General features: G+C 62.9%; 12 protein-coding genes. 3 read left to right on the top strand and 9 right to left on the bottom strand.

What is annotated here, in order from left to right:
- Positions 1-44: 44 nt before the first annotated feature.
- The 9 genes from J5Y06_RS18395 to J5Y06_RS18355 all read right to left on the bottom strand — a co-directional run bounded on the left by J5Y06_RS18395 (position 45) and on the right by J5Y06_RS18355 (position 16,425).
- Positions 45-1,286: a tetratricopeptide repeat protein gene (locus tag J5Y06_RS18395; protein WP_209336645.1), complete on the bottom strand. Its 1,242-nt coding sequence runs from the start codon at positions 1,284-1,286 to the stop codon at positions 45-47.
- A complete protein-coding gene (locus J5Y06_RS18390; RefSeq protein ID WP_209336644.1) occupies positions 1,270-4,080 on the bottom strand; it encodes a tetratricopeptide repeat protein in 2,811 nt (936 codons plus the stop codon). Before J5Y06_RS18390 ends, J5Y06_RS18395 begins: the two co-directional genes overlap by 17 nt.
- A gap of 24 nt (positions 4,081-4,104) precedes the next feature.
- Positions 4,105-6,873, bottom strand: a complete 2,769-nt coding sequence (locus J5Y06_RS18385; RefSeq protein ID WP_209336643.1) for a tetratricopeptide repeat protein — start codon at positions 6,871-6,873, stop codon at positions 4,105-4,107.
- The gene (locus J5Y06_RS18380; RefSeq protein ID WP_209336642.1) at positions 6,870-7,982 is read right to left on the bottom strand and encodes an alginate lyase family protein; all 1,113 of its coding nucleotides are present in this window, start codon (positions 7,980-7,982) and stop codon (positions 6,870-6,872) included. Before J5Y06_RS18380 ends, J5Y06_RS18385 begins: the two co-directional genes overlap by 4 nt.
- Positions 7,975-11,583, bottom strand: a complete 3,609-nt coding sequence (locus tag J5Y06_RS18375) for a right-handed parallel beta-helix repeat-containing protein (protein ID WP_209336641.1) — start codon at positions 11,581-11,583, stop codon at positions 7,975-7,977. The genes J5Y06_RS18380 and J5Y06_RS18375 overlap by 8 nt, the downstream gene beginning before the upstream one ends.
- Complete coding sequence (locus J5Y06_RS18370) at positions 11,580-12,710, bottom strand: PilZ domain-containing protein (protein ID WP_209336640.1); 1,131 nt, start codon at positions 12,708-12,710, stop codon at positions 11,580-11,582. The genes J5Y06_RS18375 and J5Y06_RS18370 overlap by 4 nt, the downstream gene beginning before the upstream one ends.
- A gap of 31 nt (positions 12,711-12,741) precedes the next feature.
- Positions 12,742-14,238 (bottom strand): glycosyltransferase, encoded by a 1,497-nt coding sequence (locus J5Y06_RS18365; protein ID WP_245248082.1) that lies wholly within the window; start codon positions 14,236-14,238, stop codon positions 12,742-12,744.
- The gene (locus J5Y06_RS18360; protein ID WP_209336639.1) at positions 14,222-15,532 is read right to left on the bottom strand and encodes a nucleotide sugar dehydrogenase; all 1,311 of its coding nucleotides are present in this window, start codon (positions 15,530-15,532) and stop codon (positions 14,222-14,224) included. The genes J5Y06_RS18365 and J5Y06_RS18360 overlap by 17 nt, the downstream gene beginning before the upstream one ends.
- A 188-nt stretch (positions 15,533-15,720) precedes the next feature.
- Entirely contained in the window at positions 15,721-16,425 is a 705-nt protein-coding gene (locus tag J5Y06_RS18355) for a Crp/Fnr family transcriptional regulator (RefSeq protein ID WP_209336638.1), read from the bottom strand.
- Positions 16,426-16,780: 355 nt separating this feature from the next.
- On the opposite strand from J5Y06_RS18355, the gene J5Y06_RS18350 reads away from it, so the two are divergent.
- The 3 genes from J5Y06_RS18350 to J5Y06_RS18340 all read left to right on the top strand — a co-directional run bounded on the left by J5Y06_RS18350 (position 16,781) and on the right by J5Y06_RS18340 (position 19,746).
- Complete coding sequence (locus J5Y06_RS18350) at positions 16,781-18,055, top strand: AGE family epimerase/isomerase (RefSeq protein ID WP_209336637.1); 1,275 nt, start codon at positions 16,781-16,783, stop codon at positions 18,053-18,055.
- 60 nt (positions 18,056-18,115) lie between these two features.
- Positions 18,116-18,649 carry a gluconokinase gene (locus J5Y06_RS18345; RefSeq protein WP_245248081.1) on the top strand — a complete coding sequence of 178 codons (534 nt, stop codon included), beginning with the start codon at positions 18,116-18,118 and terminating at the stop codon, positions 18,647-18,649.
- A 245-nt stretch (positions 18,650-18,894) separates the two neighbouring features.
- Positions 18,895-19,746, top strand: coding sequence for a VOC family protein (locus tag J5Y06_RS18340; RefSeq protein WP_342453457.1), 852 nt, complete (start codon positions 18,895-18,897; stop codon positions 19,744-19,746).
- Positions 19,747-19,753: the final 7 nt, after the last annotated feature.

Genomic DNA, 19,753 nt, shown 5'->3' with positions numbered 1-19,753 from the left:
TGATTTGGATTTACTAAGACTTAACTTTTTACTCAGGCGCCGATCTACTGTGTCTTTGTAGCAGCCGCTGCGATCACCTTGCGCGCGTCGGCAGGCGAGAAGGCGTCCTTCTTCGTGATCGCGCTCATGGCAAGTGGATATCCCTTGCTTGCCGCCAATGAGAGATAGGCGCGTGCCAGTTCTCGTTTCGGCTCCCCGGTTTCGCCGGCCAGCAAGGCGACCGCCAAGCGGTATTGTGCCTGCGGATCGCCATCCTGCGCCGCCAAGCTGAGATGATCGACCGCTTGTTGTGAATGGCCCGCCGTCTCCCAGGGTTGATAGTTCTGCGCGTCCGCCAAGCTTAGCCGCGCGGCTGCGGAGCCCTCCGACGCCCGCTGTTCGAGCATGTCTCGCACCGCCGATGCCCCCGGCTGCAGGGTTGCGTCTTCAACAAGCAGGGCAACAAGCATCCGGCTGGCGCGTGGCTCGTTTTGTTCCGCCGCAAGGAGCAGCCAGCGTGCCGCTTCCAGCCGCCGCTCGCCGCCTGGCTCCAGAAGCATGCGTTCGCCCAAGGCCAGTGCTGCCCGTGGATTGCCCTTCTTGGCGGCCGCTTCAAGCCATTCGCGCACCAAGGGTGCTGCTTTCGGATCTGCGGAAGCCAATCTCTCATAAAGCTCGCTTGCCTGAACGGACGAAGCCGTTTCCAAGGAGGCCGCGCGGCGGACCCACTGCAAGGCTGCTTCGGGCTCTTCGCGGCCCGGTTGCAGCAGGGCCTCACTGATGCGGATCATCTGGCGCGCGCGTGCGGGACGGTCCAGCTTCGCCAGGAGCTGAAGGGCTCGCTTGTTGTCCCGGCGCACGCCCCAACCAAGTGCGTAGGTGATGGCTGCCTGGCGGGATGCTCGAGCATTGCCGCGCCGCGCGCCGCGCGCCAGCCAGCCTGGCGCTTCTCGCGCATCCCTCGGTCCGCCAATCCCATGCTGCAGCATCAAAGCATAGGCCGTTGCAGAAGCGCTCGACCCGCGCAAAGCTTCTTGGCGCAGGCGCGGTCGCAGCGCGGATGCGTTGGCAATCTGACGAGGTCCAAGGGCCACGAACGCCTTGGCCACCGATCGGATGGCCTGGCGATCGCCGCGCACGGCAGCCGGGGTCAGCCGCTTCAAGGTTGCGGCTGGTCCTTGCTGTGCCACAGCCGGAGACAGAGCCGCGGCAGCGACGATCAGGCTCGCTGCAAGGAGGACGGACTTCATCCCCCTGCTGGTGAAGACACTCAGGGCAACGCGCTCGATGCTATTCCACATAACCATGCTCACGCGCTTTCTTGTGCCAATCCGTTGCCGCAGCATGATCGGGGGTCACGCCAAAGCCGAGATCCAGTGCCAGCGCATATTGGAACATGGCTTCCGCATCCCCTTTCTCAGCGGCTGCGCGGGTCCAGCGGGTGCTTTCATCCGCCGAAGCCTGGCCGGACAATCCGGATGCATAAAGGCGGCTGAGCGCCTTCATGGCCGCGATGTTTCCGGCTTCGGCTGATTGACGCATGAAGGACAGGCCCTCGTCGCGACGCTCGGCGTCCGTCATGGCCAGCGCGGAGCCCAGGCCAAGCATCGCGTCCGCATTGCCTGCGCCGGCTGCAGCCTGAAGTGCCACCAACGCGGCCTCTCGCAAGGGGGAACCCGCGTCGAGACCAAGCGCCAGAAGATGGTCCACCGCCCTCTTGTCGCCTTGCACTGCGGCTGTGCGGAGGAGGTCGAGGGCGACATCGTCTTTCTTCCCGGGATTGTGCGTCAACCACACATCCGCCAGCAGAACCTTGGCCCGGACATGCTTCGCGGCCACGGCCTGCGCGAGCAAACGGGCGGAGCGCTCCGGGTCTGGCTGCAGGGTCGTTGTTCCTGTTGCCAAAGCGCGGCCGAGGCGAACCTGGTCGGCGACCCGCTCGGCTGCCACCTCTTCTGCCTGAGCGAGAAGCGCGCTTGCCCTGGCTGCGCCGTCCGGGTTGTTTTCTCCCTGATGGAGCGCGGCTACAAAATACATTGCCAGGGGATCGCAGATGACACGATCGCCAAGCGTCTTCAGCAAAGCCGCGGAGCCCTGGCCTGCGGCAACCACCTGTTGCAGCGCTTCGGCGTCTCCCCATTCAGCAGCGCGTACGTGCCATCGCTGCGCCCCTTCCGGATCACGTCCGGCCAGCTCCTTGGCGAGAATCCGCATGGCGACGGGATTGCCCGTCTCCGCGGCGTTTTCCAGCCGCTCCAGGGCCGCGGTGCGGGAAGCATCATTCCCCTTCAGCGCCTGCTTGGCCCATTCGGTATCAACCGTTGCGTCCGTCCCGGCACTTACGTTTTCGAGTTGCGCCAGAGCTTCGGCTTCCCCGCCCGGCAGGTCGCTCCGCAGCAGCGCCTGGGCCACCGCCAGACGTCCTGCAACAACACCTTCCCCGTTGGCCAGGGCTTGCTGACGCAGCCGTGCAGCGTCCGCTGCGGCATCCGGTTCGGTGGAGGCCTGTTTCAGGATGGCCAGGTCCACCATGGCGATGCGATCGTTCAGATCTGCACTTCGCTGAAGAAGCGTGGCGGCTTCCTCGAGCTTGCCCGCTTCCCAGGCACGGCGGGCAAGGCGACGCAGGCTTTCCCCAACCCCCGCATCCGCCGCTTGTTGTTCCCACTGCGTTGCTTGCGCCGCCGATCCAAGCCCGGGAACGCAGCGAAGCATGGTGGCCAGTTCGGCCATGGCAGGTGGGTTTCCGGCCTCCGCGGCGCGGCGGAAATGCTTCTCGGCTTTCAAACGGTCGCGGCCGACCTGAATGAGATAGCGCCCGGCTTCAAGATGGGCTTCGGGCGTATCTGCGTCGGCTACGTTTCGCATGATGGCGGCTGCACGAGCCTCGCTGCGTTCAACGCCCTGGCCTGTGCGGAAGGCATAAGCAAGATCCGCAAGCAAAGCGGGCGGTGCGGCGGGCAGTTCGCTTGCTTCGAGAAGCACGGACGCCATGGCGGAGAAATCCGGCGTGCCGGTGAAATCTCCGCGATAAAAGCGCGCCAGAAGCGCGTAAGCATTCATGTCTCGGTCGATGCGCGCTTGTTCGAGCATCTTGACCGCCTTGGGAAGATCCCGGCCGCTCGTCAGGTAAACGCGCGCTGCAGCTGTGTTGGCGTCGATCGAACCATGCGCCGCAGCCTCGTCCAGAAGCTCCAGCGCTTTCGTTTCATTCTTAACGACGCCGTTGCCTGACAACATCAAGCGCGCCAGCTTCAGTTCAGATGCCGCATGCTCGAGTGCCGCACCTGTGGCGAACCACTCACCGGCAATCGCAGCACCCGCTGCGTCACCTTGATTGAGGTAGAAGTCACCGACATCGGCCAGCAACGTACAATCACCGTTCACCAAGGCTGTTTGGACGCTGATCATCGCCAGCATGTGGAAATGCTCTGCCGCACCAGGCATCGGCAGCACCGTGTCCGGCCGGCGGTAAAGGTCCGCCAGTTCAAGCGCGGCCCGGGGGTCGCCGGTTGCCGCAGCCAAGGTCAGAAGCCGCGAAGCAGCGGATGCATCGGGCGGCACAAGAATGCCGTCGCGGTAAAGGCGGCCGAGCGACAAGGCAGCACCGGGCACGCGTGCTGTGATCGCCTCGTTCAGCAGGTGTTCGGCCCTTGAGGGATCGAGCGGACCGGCCTCGGGGTCCAGCAGGAGAAGCGCCAGGCGCCGCTTGGCCAGGGAAGCCGAAAGATTGGGCGTAACTACGAGATGTTCGAGCATCGAGCGCGCAAGCGGCTTGTTGCGCGCCACGTCCTTGCCGCCTTCTGCATAACGCTGTGCATCGGCGAGCATCTGTTCCGGAACGACAGCCGCGCCTTGCCCGTCCCATTCTACCCAGTCCTGCGCCAAAGGTTCATTGCCGTCGAAGCGACAAAGCTTCTTGTAGTTCAGCTTGGGAGGGTGCCGCAGCAGGTCCGGCACGGAGATCGTTGGTGCCGTCGCCTCGCTGTTCTGCGCATGGGACGGCAAAGCGCCCAGGCAAACGCCGGCGAGCAGCAAGGCGGTCGCCAGGCCCAAGCGCCCAAAGGAGGAAGGAGCTGCTTTCAGGATATGCTTTGCCATGGCCATGACCCTTAAACGGAGTGGTTAGTCGGCGTCGTTCTTGACGTCGGACAAGGTGGCGTCGGGTGAGCGTTGCAGTGTTTGCGCTGTTCGTGCGGCGAGGAGGTTGCCGACCTCGGCCGAGCGGGTGAACCACTTGATCGCTTCAGCGCGATCTTGCGGAACGCCATCGCCCTGCAGGTAAAGAAGACCGAGCTGGTAGGCCGCGCTCGGGTGGTCGAGCTCGGCAGCGCGGCGCAGCCAGACAGCGCTTTCCTTGTTGTCTATGGTGCCCAAGGCGCCGAGCGCGTAAACACGTGAAAGATCGTACATCGCGGCGATGTTGCCGGCGGCCGCCGCTTGTTGCAGCTTTTGAACGCCTTGATCCGGATCCGCGCTCATGCCGACGCCGTTCATGAGCATATGTCCCAAGGCGGCGATCGCTTCCTTGTCACCGGCTTGCGCGGCGCGGCGAAGATGCACAGAGGCGAGGTCTGCATCGATGCGCGTGCCGAAGCCATTGACATACGACAAGCCGAGTTCCCGTGCGGCGGCACTCGAGCCCCGCTGCATTTGCGTTTGCAGAAGGCTTGCCGAGCGGCTGGGATCGCGCCGTTCTTCCGAAAAGATCAACCAGTCCGCTTCCAAAAGGCTCGCCTGCGGATCGGCGCTGTTTTCCGCCAGAACCTGCTTCACCAGCTTGGCGGCTTTTTCAGCGTCGCGCGAAACGCCGTGACCTCGCAGGTAGGCATCCGACAAGAGGAGGCGGGCAGGCGTGCTTTTCGGTCGCGACGCGAGCACCTCATGGAGAAGCGCCACAGCCTCCCCCTGGTGTTCACGAAAGCGCATCCGGGTGAGATACAGGCTGGCCAGAGCCAGTTTGGCTTCCACCGCCCCCAGGGCGGCAGCGCGCTGCAGCAAGGCCATGCCCCGTCTAGGATCGCCCGCGCTGTTGCCGGCTGCCAACTGCATCCGCGCTTCCAGAACCAGCGCGACGGGATCGGACGCTTGCTTGACCGCGGGCGCCAGGATGCGGCGCGCCGCATCGAAGCTTTTCGCGGATCCTTCCATGACCAACGCCTTCACCAGCTCGTAGCGATCCTCCGGCAGCGAAGCGGCCTGTTCGGCGCGCAACAACGTCCGGGGGTCCAGCGCGCCGGCTGCGAGTTGCATGCGCACAAGGGCCGTGCCGGCGCGCGCTTCCCCCTCGTTCAGTCGCGCGTTGAAGAAGGTCGTTGCTTCCTTTCGCGCCGCAGGATCCCGGCTGCGCCCTTGCAGCTCGGCCAGTTCCCAGGCCGCAGCTTCGACGCGGTTGCCTGCGGCCAGGCGGTACCAGCGGGTTGCAAAGGCGTCGCTTTGTGCAAAGCCATCTCCATATGCGTACATCTGGGCGATCCGCAGCATGGCCTGGCCGACATGGGCGTCCGCGGCACGAAACAGAAACGCGACCGCTTCCTCGCGGGAAATCTCCGCCACCGGCAGGCGATCGTCCAGCGCGAGGTCTGCCAAGGCGAAGGTGGCGTAGCCAACATTGGCAGCGATGGACCGACGCAAGCTTCCCACCAGGGCGGATGCAGCATCGTCGGGGATCGGCAGGCCGCTGGCGCGCAACCAGCTGTCGTAGGCGAGACCTGCCGTCACATCTCCGCCGAGCGTCGCCTTGTGCAGCATTGGCAACAACACCGGCTCGATCAGCGCGGCGTCACGGGGTGCCCAGGGGCGGTTGGCCAGCGCGGTCAGCGCTTCGGGATCCTCGGCGACCGGGGCAAGCGCGTTCTGCAATCGCGTTTCGCGCTCCTTGGCGGGGAGTGACGCTGCCAAGGCACCGCGCAGATCGAGCGCCACCAGATGCGGCGCAGCTGCGCGTTCACCAATCGACAGGGCTCGTGCCAGCCACAAGCGCCCTTCCGCCGCCGAAACCTGCATCGGTCCGCTCGTTGCCGCGTCGATGCCGAGAAGAAGTGCGGCCTGACGGCTTCCCTGCTCGGCGGCTTGGCTCAACAGGAGGTGCGCCCGCTCAAAACCGGCCACGTCCGTTTCGTCCAGGAGATGGCTGGCGAGTTCGACCTTTGCTTCCGTGGACGCTGTGGAGACTGCCTTTTCAAGCCACGCGCGCGCTTTGCTCCGGTCGGCAGCCATGAGGCCGTTTCCGCCATGGAGCCGTGCCAGCGCGATCATCGCGTCGACCGCGCCGGAGACCGCGCGGGCCTGAAGCTTGGCTAAGGCGACGCTCTGGACCGTTTCCCCCAGAACCGCGCTGCGCGCGCTTTCAAGGATGGCGCTGACATTGCCCAGCACGATGGCTGACTGCAGCAGCCGTTCCTTTTCGTCCGGCATGCCCAGCACATTCAGCTCGGCTGCCAAAGCCAGAACATAGGCGGCATCGCCGCTGCCCTTGAACACGGCGGCGCGCAGTTCGCCTTCCAGCTCCCGAAGCGCCAGCAGATGCCGCTCGGTTCGCGTGTCGTCCAACCGTGACAGCAAGAGCTTCACGAGACGGACCAGCGTGGCTTCGCTGCGGTCCCCCGCCGCCCGCGCGGCACGATAAGCGGCAATGGCTCCGATCCGATCCGGCCGGCGCAGCGGGTTGTCGGGAGAAGCGATCAGGCCCTCGGTCAGCAAGTCGCCGAGCGCGCGCTGATCGGCGGCCGAGCGGCTGTCCCGCAGGGTTTGCAACCGCTTTTGCTCCGCCGCGAAGTCTGACGAGGAGACGGTCGAGGCGAGCGCCTCCTGGTCCGCTTGGGCGCGGCCGGGCTCCGGAGAGCCGAAAAGCACGGTTGAGCAAAGCAGCGTTGCGAGCACAAGCCGGGTCATGGCTGCCACCAGAAGCAGGTTGCATTGCCGCCAATGAAGTCGTCGATCAGCGGACGCTCGGATCGAAGCTCGCGGTCAAACAGACCCGCCAGGCGTTGATAAGAAAGGTCAGCGCCCCGCATCTGCGCCGCCTCGGCCCAAGCCATGTAATGGCGGTTGTGACCGCGTTGATCGAGAAAGCTGCGGTCGAGCAGGCGAAAATCCTTTTCCGGGCCCGGGATGTGGTTCTCGGATGCATAGGCAGCCACAAGCAAAGGTGACTGGAGACCGTTGAGGAGGGCGCCGAGCAGCGTGGCGAAGCTGCGGCCATCCTCCGTTTCCCGGCTGTAAAGGTCCTGCCCTTGGCCACGCGCCGCTTCTGCGATCACCACAAGGCTGGACAGGGTTTGCCGCTGATACCAAAGAGCGCGCGCGCCGCGGCGTGCTTCCAGCGGCAGCGTCCCGTCCGGGCGCATTTCCTCAAGAACCAGCTCGAAGCGCGCGATGCCTTGCGACACAAGGGCCTGGTCCCCGATCGTGGCGCCCCACAAAGCCAGCACGCTGTCGGCCAGAATCCGATGGTTGTTGCGGTCGACCTCCCGATCGAAGCGCGCATCGATGCGCCGAACGAGAGTGTCGATCCATTGCCGCGCCAGGGCGCGCTCCTCGTCGCTCCACCGCGGTTCCACCACGCCGTAAGCGACGATCACCGGCAAAAGCAGCCGCTTCAGCGCATAATATGGATCGTAGCCTTCTTCCGTTTGGAGAAAGGCCTCAGCCTTGCTCCACTTCAAAAGCAGCTTTCCCAGGCGGCTTTCTGCGTCCCGATCTCCACCCAGGCCAGCACTCGCGAGCGCCATCACAGTCCAGGAAAAATCTTCTGCCGAATTGTCGGATCCGTAGCCTTCAGTCGACTTCAGCGCCTTGATTGGTTCGGCCGCAAGCACCTTCGCGTTGTAGGGAACAGACAGGCAAGCAGACCGCACCTGCTTCATGTTCGCGTCCCGCAGCGCCGATTTTCGCGCGGCCATGTCGAACAGGCCCTGAAATCGCTCTTCAGAGGCGGCTGCCGGAAAAACGAGAGAGACCCCGATCAGCAGCGGAACGACCTTGCGCAAGCGGCTAGCCATTGCTCTTCTCCACCATGGCAGCGTTCTGCGCCGGGATCGGATCGCAGGCGGCGGCATTCTCCATGCCAGGCACCGGTGACGCCTTGGCGATCTTGTTGAAGGTACAGACGCCGTGGGCTGTGGGTTCCGGCTGTGCGCAGGTCCGGCTGACGCTGAGCGATCCCTGGTGACCGAGTTGCAGGAGATACGGCGATAGTGCCCGGAAGTCGCCGCTATAAACGCGGTTGCGCTGGTCCTCGAACTGGTTGCGGTCCAGCACCACCGCTCCGGCACCATCGACATTGACGCCAGTCCCGTTGCCCTTGAACCTGTTGGCCATAAGAGCAGCGGTGGTCAGCGGCTCATATGGGTCTAGGACGAAGTTGCGCGATTGCCCTTCCGGCGAATTGCGGAGGTCGGCGACATAGATGTCGACGCCGCTTTCCTGGTTTTCCTGCACGCCATTGGCTTGCAGCGTCACATCGGTGCTGTTGCGGATCTTGATCCCGGCGCGAGCATTGTTTGCCAGGTGATTGGCGGCCGCAAGATTGCAGCCGCTTTCATAAAAGGTGAGACCATCGCCGCCGTTGTCGATGGAGGTGTTGGCATAGATCAGGTTGCGCTGGCTCAATCGGTCGAGCATCAGCCCGGACCCTGCATTGCGCAGCGACACGTTGCCGATGATGAAACTGTCGTCGACTTCGCGCGAAACGATGATGCCGTGCTTCTTGGCGGCGCCATAAGACGTGTTGAGGGCAATTACCAGGCGCCGGGATCGATCATGCGGATCGATGCCGTAGACGATGTTGTCGCGGTACTCGTTGCCGATCAGCGCAACATCATCTGCCTCGTAGCTGTAATAGCCATAGCGGAGATTTTCGAAGCTGTTGTCGACGATCTCGCCCCTCGGTCGGCCGCTGCCGAGGTTATAAAGCGACTGGACCGCAGCGCCGCTCGACTGGGTCAGGCCGTAAGCCTTGCCGGAGTCATAGCCGAGCATCGCGATGCGGCTGCCGCCGATCTTCAGGTTCGAGCCACCCCACGCGGTGATGAAGGGGCGGAACGCCGCCTTGTCCGCCTCCGTCGCGAAGGCCGGTGCGTTCAGGTTTTCATCGAAGCCAAGAACTTCGGTGTCCTGGATGCGCAGGTCTCCGGCAACAGCGATGAAGCTGCCGGATTGCGCACTCAGGCGATAAGACCCAAATTCAGCACCGCTCATCAAAAGCGTGGCACCCGGCAGAACGATGATCGGGGCCCGGATCAGCAGAGCGTCGCCCGAGGGCTCAAGGAAGCGACGCTTCCGTGTTTCAGGTAAATCGCGCAGCAGTTGGCCCAAGGTCACCGTGCCGCTCTTGATCGCGATGTAATGGGGCCAAGTCAGATTTTGGGACACCTGCACCTGGTGAGCGGCTGCGTTGCCGCTGCTGGTGAGCTTGAAGGCTTCCAGGCCGAAAGGGCTGAAGCCAAGGATTGCCACCTGCCCTTCTCCGCCGATCGGAGCAGGCGTGGTTTCCCGCAGGCTTGCCGCCGTTAATGCAAGACTGGCGGGGATCTGCAGTGCTTCCGGTGCGGTTACGGAGGAGACCGGCGCTTGCAGCCGATGGCCACCCAACACGAAATCGGCAGCTCGTGAGGTTTCAGCCGGCGGAACAACGATTGGATCGGATTTTAAGTTCTGCAGAAGGCCCTTGCGGTCCAATCGTGCCGCTTCCTTTTCGCTCATGCGACGCAGGATCGCGACGCGGGTCCGGAAGTCGAGCGGCTGCAGGTCATCCACCAGACGCGCAGCGTTCTCATGCTGTTGCCAGGCTGCGAAAGCGAGCTCCCCGAGGAGCGTGGAGCGATTTGTTTCGGCGAGACGCTGCGCCCGCTCCCGCGCCGCTTCGTGGTCCCCCTGTCGCAAGGCCGAGAGCGCGATGGCTTCGAACGCAGCTTCACGCTCGCCGTCGTCGGCAATCCCAGCTGCCGCACGATCCGCGCGATCAAAAGCGCCACGCTCTGCAAACGCTGAGGCGACATCCTTCAGAGCAACAGCCGCTTCAGCCTCATTGGCCGCCTGCGCCTCTTTCTGGATCTCTTCCAGTTCAGCGGTGGCAGACGCCGCATCGACTTGGTTGGCAAGTTCCAGCTTTGCATCGACACGCTGGTCGAAGCTCTGGATCTGCTCGATTGCCGTGCGCGCTTCCTTCAGCCCGCCTTTCCGTGCGGATGCGGTCGCTACAGCAGACAACACGCGGTCACGATCGGCTCCAGACCGCAGATCGGCGAGTTCTACCAGCGCGGCATCGATCTGGCCGGCCTGCGCCCTCGCTCGTGCTATGCCGCTGCGGGCAAACGAGCGGTCATCCTCCGCTTCCACCTTCTGGAGGAGCCGGTCCGCAGCTTCGACATTTCCGTCATCGCTCAAGCGCTTTGCTAGCCGTGAAAAGGCGAAGGATCGTTCAGGTCCGGCGGGAAGGCGTTCGGCTAGTGCGAGAGCCTGCGCATGCGCGCCGATGTCGGCCAAGCCGACGCTAAGCTTGGCCAAGGCATCAGGAAGAAGCGGTGCGGGGTCTATTTCCAGAAGCGTTTCGCGTGCCGCCGTGGCGTAGCCTTGCTCGTCCAACTCCTTGGCAATGGCCACGGTTGCCTTGATCCGGGCGCTGGGCTTGATCATCAGCGGCGCGACCTCCAATGCCCGCAACGGCCTTTGCCGCTGGAGATGCGCATCAATGATGGTGCCGAAAGCCTCATCCTGCGCCTTGTTCGAAGCCATGGTCTTCGCCGCTTCGAGAGCTGTTCGGTTGTCGAGAGCTGCAATCGAACGGTCAAGAACCCGCGCCAGAAGCGCATCCTTGCGTGGGTGCTTTCGGTCGAGAGCCTGCGCCAAGCGCAAGGCCGCCGTTCTTTCACCAGCGCTGATTGCGCCTTCGACCTCGGCCAGGAGAGCATCGGCTTCCAGCGACCCTTTCGACCCTTCCCGCTCGAGCCGCGCGAGAACGCGATAGGTTCCCTCGCGTGCGTCGGCATCGCTCATCGCATCGGTTGCGACCTCTACGACAAGCGAACGCTGCGTGCCTTTCAGCGCCAGAACGGCGGCGCGCAAGGCCCCGTCCCGGGTTTCAGCGCGGTCGATCTTCTTGGCTTCGCCAATGGCGCGCGCAACGAGGCGTTCGGCTTCACCGGCTTTTCCGCGCTCCTGTTCCAAGTGGGCCAGAAGCGTCCAGCCAGCGGTGCTGTAGGCAGGATTCGTGATCGCAAGCAGGACTGCCCGTGCCTCGTCCGCGGCATCGGCACCGTCCCCCGTGCTCAGATCCTCCACGAGCGCCAGGCGCAAGCCGTCGAGATCAACAGCCTGCGAGCGGAGGGCCCGTTGCACGTCCGCAGCTTCGCCGCCGCTGTCTGCGCCTGGCGCGGCAGCAATTACGCCCATCGCTTCGATTGCGGAGCGCAGCAAGTGTTGCCGCTGCACCCGGTCCTTGGTCGTGGCCAGCTTCAGCACGCTTTCCTCGACCATCCGGTGAGCGAGCAGAAGCTCCTCGTGAAGGCCTGCATGCGCGCGACCACCTGTCGTGCCCAGCGCCAGGCCCGCAACGCACATCAACCGCAGTGCACGGGAGAAGCTTTTTGCAATTCCTTTCATCGTGCGGACGCAGTTTCTTCGGCCGGCTTGCCTGCAGCCATGGCAGACAAGGGACCGGCAACCGAATGCACGAGCCGGCCGACCAAGCTGTCGGAAAACAGATCAAAGGTGACTTCCACCGGCTGCCCCATCATGTGGGCGCTCAGTTCACGACGCGGATCGAGCACGACGGTCAGGTCGCTGCGCGGCAGGTCTCCGCGCGCGTTGTCTTGTCCGGGCAACCAGAGGATGCCGGCATCATCGACGCGACGTCCATCGGCGTACACGATGCTGGCCTTCTGGAGACCGTAGAGGCTCATCAGGCGATCAGGCGGCACGAGGGCCGACACAACCATGGGCGCGTCCACGCGCATCAGCTTGACCACCGTGTCGCCGGTCTTCACGAAGTCGCCGCCGCTGAACTCCTGACGCACCTGGCGGCAATCGCAAGGCGACTGAACGGTGATGGGATCGCCCGCCGTAGGGGTCACGGTCATCAGCGGCTCGCCAAGGGCGACCTGGGCATTCTCGTTCAGGAAGCCGACACGACCAACAGCGGGCGACGCAACGTTGACGACCTTGGCCGACACACTCGCGGCCTGCGCCCGGACAACATACACTTCCTCATAAACGTTGGCCCATAGATACGCTCCGAGGGCACCGATGATGGTGAGCACGGCCGCACCCGAAGCCAATCGTCGGCCGCCGCGCGCCAGGCTCTGCCAGCCGCTTTCGGACACCTGGCCGGGCAACCCACGCGACCGTCCTGTTCCCTGCCGGCCCGCCACGTCGACGATATCGCCGGCCGCAACGAGTTCACCCGCAACAAGCGCGTCGGCCACGTAGCGCAGCAGGCTCGCCTGGGGATCTTCCAGGTCCACAAAGGCAAAGCCCACCCGCTTGGCGTCATCGGCAACATAGCGGACCTCGGCGCTGACCTTGATGCTGAGGTCATACCCGTTCATGGGCACGATCAAGCCGGCGCGGACGACCTCCCCTTTGGTGAAGTCGGAGCCGCTCTGCAAAGCGAACCCGCCCAGGGACCAGTCGACCACATCGTAGAAGCGTCCTTTCACGCCCGCGCGCATCGGCAAACGGTAGCGCGGATGCTGCCGCTGTGTTTCTGCTTCGTGCTTGATCGAGGCCATCGTTGCTGCTCCAGCAAAAGTTCTGGTGGTTTCAGTTGAGGACATGGGTGACGCCGATCATCCAGGAGCAAAGCGCAACAAGCGCGAGCAGGCTGGCGGCGTGATACACGGCGGATTCCAGGTTGATGGCGCGTTGAACCAAGCCTCCCCCGCCGCCCGCGAGCGTGGTTTTCTGCCGGGTCCACTTCTGGCGGTTCATGCGAAAGAAGATGAAGGTCTTCATGGCCGCGCCGAAAACCTGGTTGAAGTAGAGAAGAAAGGGATACGCGACCGAGACCTGGCGGCGCGCCGAAAGCAGCAGCAGCGTCAGGACGTAGCGCGACACGAGGATCCACACGGCATAAACCAGGATCGTGAAGGGCGACACGAAAAGGGTTGCCAGTATGGCGCTGGTGAGCCCCACGAGGCAGGTCCACATGGACAGGCGCTGGTCGAGCACGGCCCACCAGGTGAAGAAGCCGATCCGCCGCGGTCCAAGCGCCAGCGCGCGTCCGTTGGTGCGCAGCATGTTGCCATACCAGCGGATCATCAAGGCGGACGCCGAGCCGACAAAGCTGCTTGACGGAGGATCTTCCACCGTCTCGACCTTCAGGTCCGGAAGGTAGAGCATATGGTAGCCGTGCTTCAGCAGCCAGAACCAGCTCGACTTGTCATCCCCCGTCAGGAACTTGAAACGGCCGAAGCGCGGATGCTCGATCGAGTCCGTTTCCACCTGCGCGATGAACTTGGGGTCGCAGATGATGGAAGCGCGAAACATCGACATGCGTCCCGTGAGGGTCAGCACGCGCCGAGACAAGCCCATGGACGACATCAGGATCTGACGCTGGGCGAAGCGCAGATCGTACCATTGCTTGAAGAGCGCGGAACCGCGAACGCGGGCAAACTCATCCGTCGTCAGCGCGCCCACAACGGGGTCGTGGAAGAAGGGCGCGCAACGGATCACGAGATCGTCCGGCACGATGCTGTCGCCATCGATCACCGCGACCATCGCGTCGGGCGGCGGCAACAGGCGTGAGATCGCACGGAAGCCGAAGGCCAGCGCATCCCGCTTGCCCGTGCCGTCGATCCGCACCAGCACAAGCTCGACACGGTCATTGGCGCCAACCATCTGGTGGAACAGCTGCTTGATCAAGCGCTGGTCCGCAAGTTCCACAATCGAAGCAACAATGGTGGCGCGACCGGGCGCGGCAAGCGCAGCGCGGATGGCGGCGCGGTAAACTTCGATCGTCACCTCGGTCGGGATGCGGAAGCTGGTGACGAGTAGATAAACCGGCTTTCCCTGTTCTGCCGAGGCTTCGGCCTGGCGCTTCAGGCGCGGGTAAACCACCGCGCGATAAAGGATGCTTCGGATGAAATGCAGCGCACCCCAGCCATAGCGCCACAGTCCGATCAAGCCGATCGCCAGCCCCGTCCGCGAGTCGATGATGGCATAGGCCTGACTCGGCAAAGATGTTGCGAGCCAGGCGACCATCAGGATGAAGAGGAGGTGGGCCGCTGGTGTTTCCGCAAACTCACCAGCAGATGCCATGGTAGTTCCCCTGGCTGCGCCGCCCCGCCTCAAGACGAACAAGGTCGATGATCGGCACACCCGCCGGAACCCGGCTCAGCGCTCCGTTCATCTCGGCCCGATTCCCAACAACGATGATGTCGGAATCCTCGAGAACGGGCCCGATGTCCTCATTGAGAAGGTCTGCCAGGTGCGGCAAGCGCGAGCGCACGAAGCTCTCGTTGGCGCCCGTCAGCCGGTTCATCCGAATATTCGGATCAAAGATGCGGATCTGAAACCCGCGGCCATAAAGGCGCTCCGCCAGCTCAACCAAGGGGCTTTCACGCAGATCGTCCGTTCCCGGCTTAAAGCTCAGCCCGACAAAGCCGACCTTGCGCTGGCCGTGCTGGGCAATCATGGAATAAGCGCGGTTGATCTGGATCTCGTTGGCCGAAAGCGTCGCCTCAAGCAGCGGCACCGGCAGACCTTGCCGCCGGGACATGCTGATCAGCGCACGAAGATCCTTCGGCAGGCACGATCCCCCGAAGGCAAAGCCCGGCTTCATGTAGGCTGGCGAGATATTGAGCCGCTTGTCTGCACAAAGGATTTCAAAAGCAACATGGCTGTCGATGCCGGCGTTGCTGAGGATGTTTCCAACTTCGTTGGCGAAGCTGATCTTCAGCGCGTGCCAGGCATTGTTGGTGTATTTGATGCCTTCCGCCGTTTTGATGTCGACCTCAAACTTCGGCCGATCGAGATGGCCGTGCATCTCGCGCAGGCGGTGCAGCGTCATTTCGTCCTTGAAGCCAAAGACGATCACGCCCGGATCGTAGTAGTCCTCAATCGCAGTACTCTCGCGTAGGAATTCCGGCAGATAGGCGATGCCGAACCCTTCGCCCGCCTTCATGCCCGATGCCGCTTCAAGAGCCGGGATCACAACGGCTTCCGTTGTTCCGGGAAGGCAAGTGGAACGAACAACCACGGAATGGAAGCTCGACTTCAGCTTCAGCGTGGCGCCAATTTCGCGGGCGACACGATCAAGATATTGCGTGTTGAGGCTGCCATCCGGGAGCGAGGGGGTGCCGACGCAGATGAGCGACAAGTCGCTGCCCAGAACCGCGCGCTCCACATCGGAGGTTGCGTCAAGGCGGCCGCTCTTGATGCCGCCCTGGATGAGGTCCTCCAGACCAGGCTCGACGATCGGCGATTTGCCTTCAAGCAGCGGCTTGATCTTGTTCTGGTCGGGATCAACCGCAACCACGTGGTGACCGTCGCTTGCCAGGCAGCTGGCGGACACTGCGCCTACATAGCCTGCGCCAAATACGCTGATCTTCATTGCCGGCAGTCCTTCTTAACCGAACATTAACTGCCTTATCTTTAACGGCGCCCGGATCCTTGTTCGTTAATCCCCATCAATATTCGAAAGAATTACTCGCGTTCTCCTGGGAGAAGAAGGACCATAGGCAAGCAAAAGCCGCCGACGATCTTCGCGGCGATTTTCGCAACCTCAGATTGTTTTTCTAGTCAGGCGGCGCAAGTTATCTCGCTTGCGATCACCTGGAGCGAACGGGGGTTCGTCACAAACAAGCGGCCCCTTTGCGTGGCGAGGATGCCAAGCCGGCAGAACTCGCTCACGATGCGATTGAAGTGAATGTGCGTCACGCCCACCGCATCGGCCAGCAGCGCCTGGGTGATCGGTATAACAACAGGCATGACCTGCGCTTCGCTGACGCGCAAACGCATCACCAGTTCCCACAACAGAAGCGCGACACGAATCCGCGCATCGCAGCGGCCGAGCCCCATGATGCGATCGCGCATCACCGCGGTTTGCTGATCCGCCATCGACCAAAGCGCCTGGTTCACCTCTGGAACCTTTTTCAAGAGAACCAGCATCGAGTCATGCGGGATCTGTTCCAGTCGAACCGGCGTAACGGCCGCAATGGCGTGATCCATGGGCGTCGCATTGAAAAGATTGGGATTACAAGCGTCGCCCGGCAGAAGAAACATGAAGATCTGGCGGCCGCCATCCGGCAAAAGGCGGTAGCGCATCGCAATCCCCTCGCCGATCGCCAGGACCCTCCTTTCCGTCGACCCGAGCGGGACAATATCGCGGCCACGTGCGATCAGGCTGGTGGATAGCACCACATCGCCCAATGCCCCGATCCGCGGATCCGAGGGGTGGATCATCTTGCGCAACTGCTTCAGGAACGCGGAAGACGGAGTGCTCATCGATGTTGCCCTGCCAAAAGGCAAGCGCGATTACACCGGCTCATCACCGCGCGCGCCTGCTGCCGTCACAGAATTCCTAGAAACAAAACCGAGTGCATGCGCGCGTCCCTCGTGTCCGCCGCCCGGCCACCTCGCGCACTTCTCCAACCCCTCGCCCGCCGTTGGCTTCTGCCAACCGCAATGCAACCTAGGGTCGAGCCATAGAAGCTTACTTCCCGCTTCCGCACAAGAGAAAAATTAAGACCCAGTAAGAATAGTTTACTCTCCTTAAAGGATGTTAATCTGTGATAACGTCCCGTTTCGAAACAAATGCTTTCTTCCGGAAAGTTGCGGTCGGAGGTTGGGGCGGCTTTGCATGTTCAGTTTTATGTTCGGCAGGAGCGGACGGCGCGCGGAAGCCTCCCTACAGCCTCAGCCTCTGCCTCCTGAAGCAGACCTCGGCCCTGCCCTTTGTTCTGCCGCCGACAACCTGCGCAAGCATCTCTTCGAGGAGATCCTTCCGCTATGGTCCACAGTCGGGCTTGACCATGCGCGCGGCGGTTACGTGGAAGCGCTGCCGCCGGTTGGTGCGGCCAAAAGAGGCCCAAGGCGCGTGCGGGTGACGGCGCGCCAGGTTTATTCCTTTTGCGAAGCCGCGCAGCTCGGCTGGAACCGCGCAGCCGCCGTTGCCTGCGTCCGACACGGTCACCGCTTCCTTCTGACCAATTCCGGACCGGACGGGCTACTCTACAACCTGCTCGACGAGGACAACGACGTCCAGGAGTCCGGCTACCAGCTTGTGGATCAGGCCTTTCTTCTCCTGGCCTACGCCCGCGCCTATCATCTTCTCGGCGATGAAGACATTGCGTTGCGTGCACGACGCCTTCACCAGGTCATTGTCGGTCAGTTCTCGCACGGAGATGATGGGTATCGCGACGGCTCAAACCAGCCGTTTCCGCTGCGTTCCACACCGCACATGCATCTGCTCGAAGCAGCGCTTTCCTGGATTGCGCTTTCTCCGGACACGATCTGGACAAAGCTCGCCGAGGACATGGTGGCGCTGCTGAAGTCCCGCCTGCTGGACCCGGAAACGGCCCTTGTTTTCAGCGCCTTCGACCCGCAATGGCGGCCGCTTAAGGAAGGCCGCATGCACCGGTTCGAACCCGGACTGACATTTGAATGGGCGTGGCTCATGATGCGGTGGGAGGAACTCACCGGAGGCGACACCGCTGGATATCCAGACCGCATGGTTCAGGCCGCCGAACGGCTGGGACATGATGTGGAACGGAATGTCACCGTAAACGCCATCTGGTCCAATGGTGCCGTCAGCGATGCCGCCGCACGGTTGTGGCCGCAAACAGAGCGCTTGAAGGCCTGGCTCGCCCTCTCCGACCGGCATTTCGGGCGTGAAGCGTGGACTGCGGAAAAGCGGGCACTCGAGGCGGCTGCGTCCGTGCAAGCCTATGTTGCCAACCACGCCAATGGGCTTTGGCGCGACACGATGCTGAACGACGGCAGCTTCCTGCCCGGTGAAGCACCGGCAAGCTCGCTTTACCACATCATCTGCGCCATCGGCGAGTTCACCCGCTATGCGCGCCGTCGCCGCGAAAGCCTGCCCTTCCTGTCCTTTGCCGAAGCCGAACCTGCTTGAACGGGCCCTTTGCGCTTCCCGCGCTAGATCAAGAGACGAGGCGGCAAACACCGCCCGATCATGATCGAAGCGGAGGTGGTCGCAAGCGTGTACACGCATTTCATTCTCATGGGCGTTGCGGGTTCAGGAAAAACCCTGATCGGCGAAAGGCTCGCCGCCCGGCTTGGTTTTGATTTCATCGACGGAGATGATCTGCATTCGCCAAGCAACATCGCGAAAATGGCACGCGGCGAACCGCTGACGGACGACGACCGCGCACCCTGGCTGAAGGAAGTGGGCCTTGCGCTGCGGCATCACGAGAAACCGTTGATCATTGGGTGTTCCGCTTTGAAACGTCGCTACCGCGATCAAATCCGAGCCGCGGCCGGTCGCCCCCTCGCCATCCTTTATCTGGAAGGAGACCGCGCGCTCATTGCCGATCGCATGGCAAAGCGTCAGCGTCACTTCATGCCCGTGACGCTGATCGACAGCCAGTTCGCCGCTCTGGAACCACCTGGGCAGGACGAGGCCGCGATCCGCGTCAGCATCGACAACGAACCGGAAACGATTGTTCGCGAGCTGGCAAACGCCATCGACGCGGCGAACACGGCCTGAACACGTTGTTGGCGGAAGCCGGCACCAGCCTTTATGCTGCAAAAAAGCCTGGCCCAAATCGCGTTGTTTGTCTTCAGCAGGAGGCGATCGCATCCAACCAGAAGCGGGCCTGATCAAGCTCGTCTGCGAACGATCGTTCAAGAAAGATGAACGATCCTTCGTGAAACTGCCTACTTCCGCAAACAACCCACAGGTCGCATCTTTGGATGATCGTTGAACGCGATCAACCAACGGGATGGATTGCCGTGCGTGAATTGACCTCTTCCTCGACACCGATGCGCATCGGCAAGGTTTCGCTGACGGTGCGCGACTTGCCCCTCGTATCGGGTTTCTACCAGCGCGTGCTTGGCATGAAGGTCGTTCAGACCAACGGCAGCACCGTGGCGCTTGGGGCAGGTAACCACGCACTGCTGGAACTGGTGAGCGAACCGGATGCCGACTTGTCGTCGCGCAACGATGCAGGGCTGTTCCACACCGCCTTTCTCCTGCCCGTACGCGCCGATCTCGGCCGCTGGATCAATTTCGCCGCTGAAAATCGCGTTGCGATCGGCGGCGCTTCCGACCATGCCGTCAGCGAAGCGCTTTACCTGAACGATCCGGAAGGCAACGGAATTGAAATTTATGTCGATCGCCCCGCTTCCGACTGGCCTTACGTGGATGGCTCCTTGCAGATGGTGACTGAGGCGCTCGACATCGGCAGCCTGCGGGCGGCAGCGGGTTCAAAGCCTTGGGACGGCTTGCCGGTCGGCTCCGTGATCGGCCATGTCCACTTGCGCGTGGGCGACATTCCGACTGCCGAAGTCTTCTACAGCGATACGCTGGGCTTCGACATCACCGCCCGTTATCCCGGTGCGAGCTTCTATGGGTCCGGTGGCTACCATCATCATCTGGCCGGCAACATCTGGAACAGCCGTGGTGCACAGCCTCGCGAAACGAATGCGACGGGTCTGCGCGATGTGGAGATCCTCGTTCGAGACGACGCACTTCTGGATGCAACGCGATCGCGACTGGGGCATGCCAACGCTGTCACCCATGCGGATAGCAGTTTTACCGTCCGAGATCGCTGGAACGCTGCACTGACCTTCAGGCGCGGCTGAGCGCCAC

Source organism: Tianweitania sediminis, assembly GCF_017813335.1.
Lineage (GTDB): Bacteria > Pseudomonadota > Alphaproteobacteria > Rhizobiales > Rhizobiaceae > Tianweitania > Tianweitania sediminis.
The sequence above is the reverse complement of the archived record's forward strand: the minus strand, read 5'-3'. Positions and strand labels throughout refer to the sequence as shown.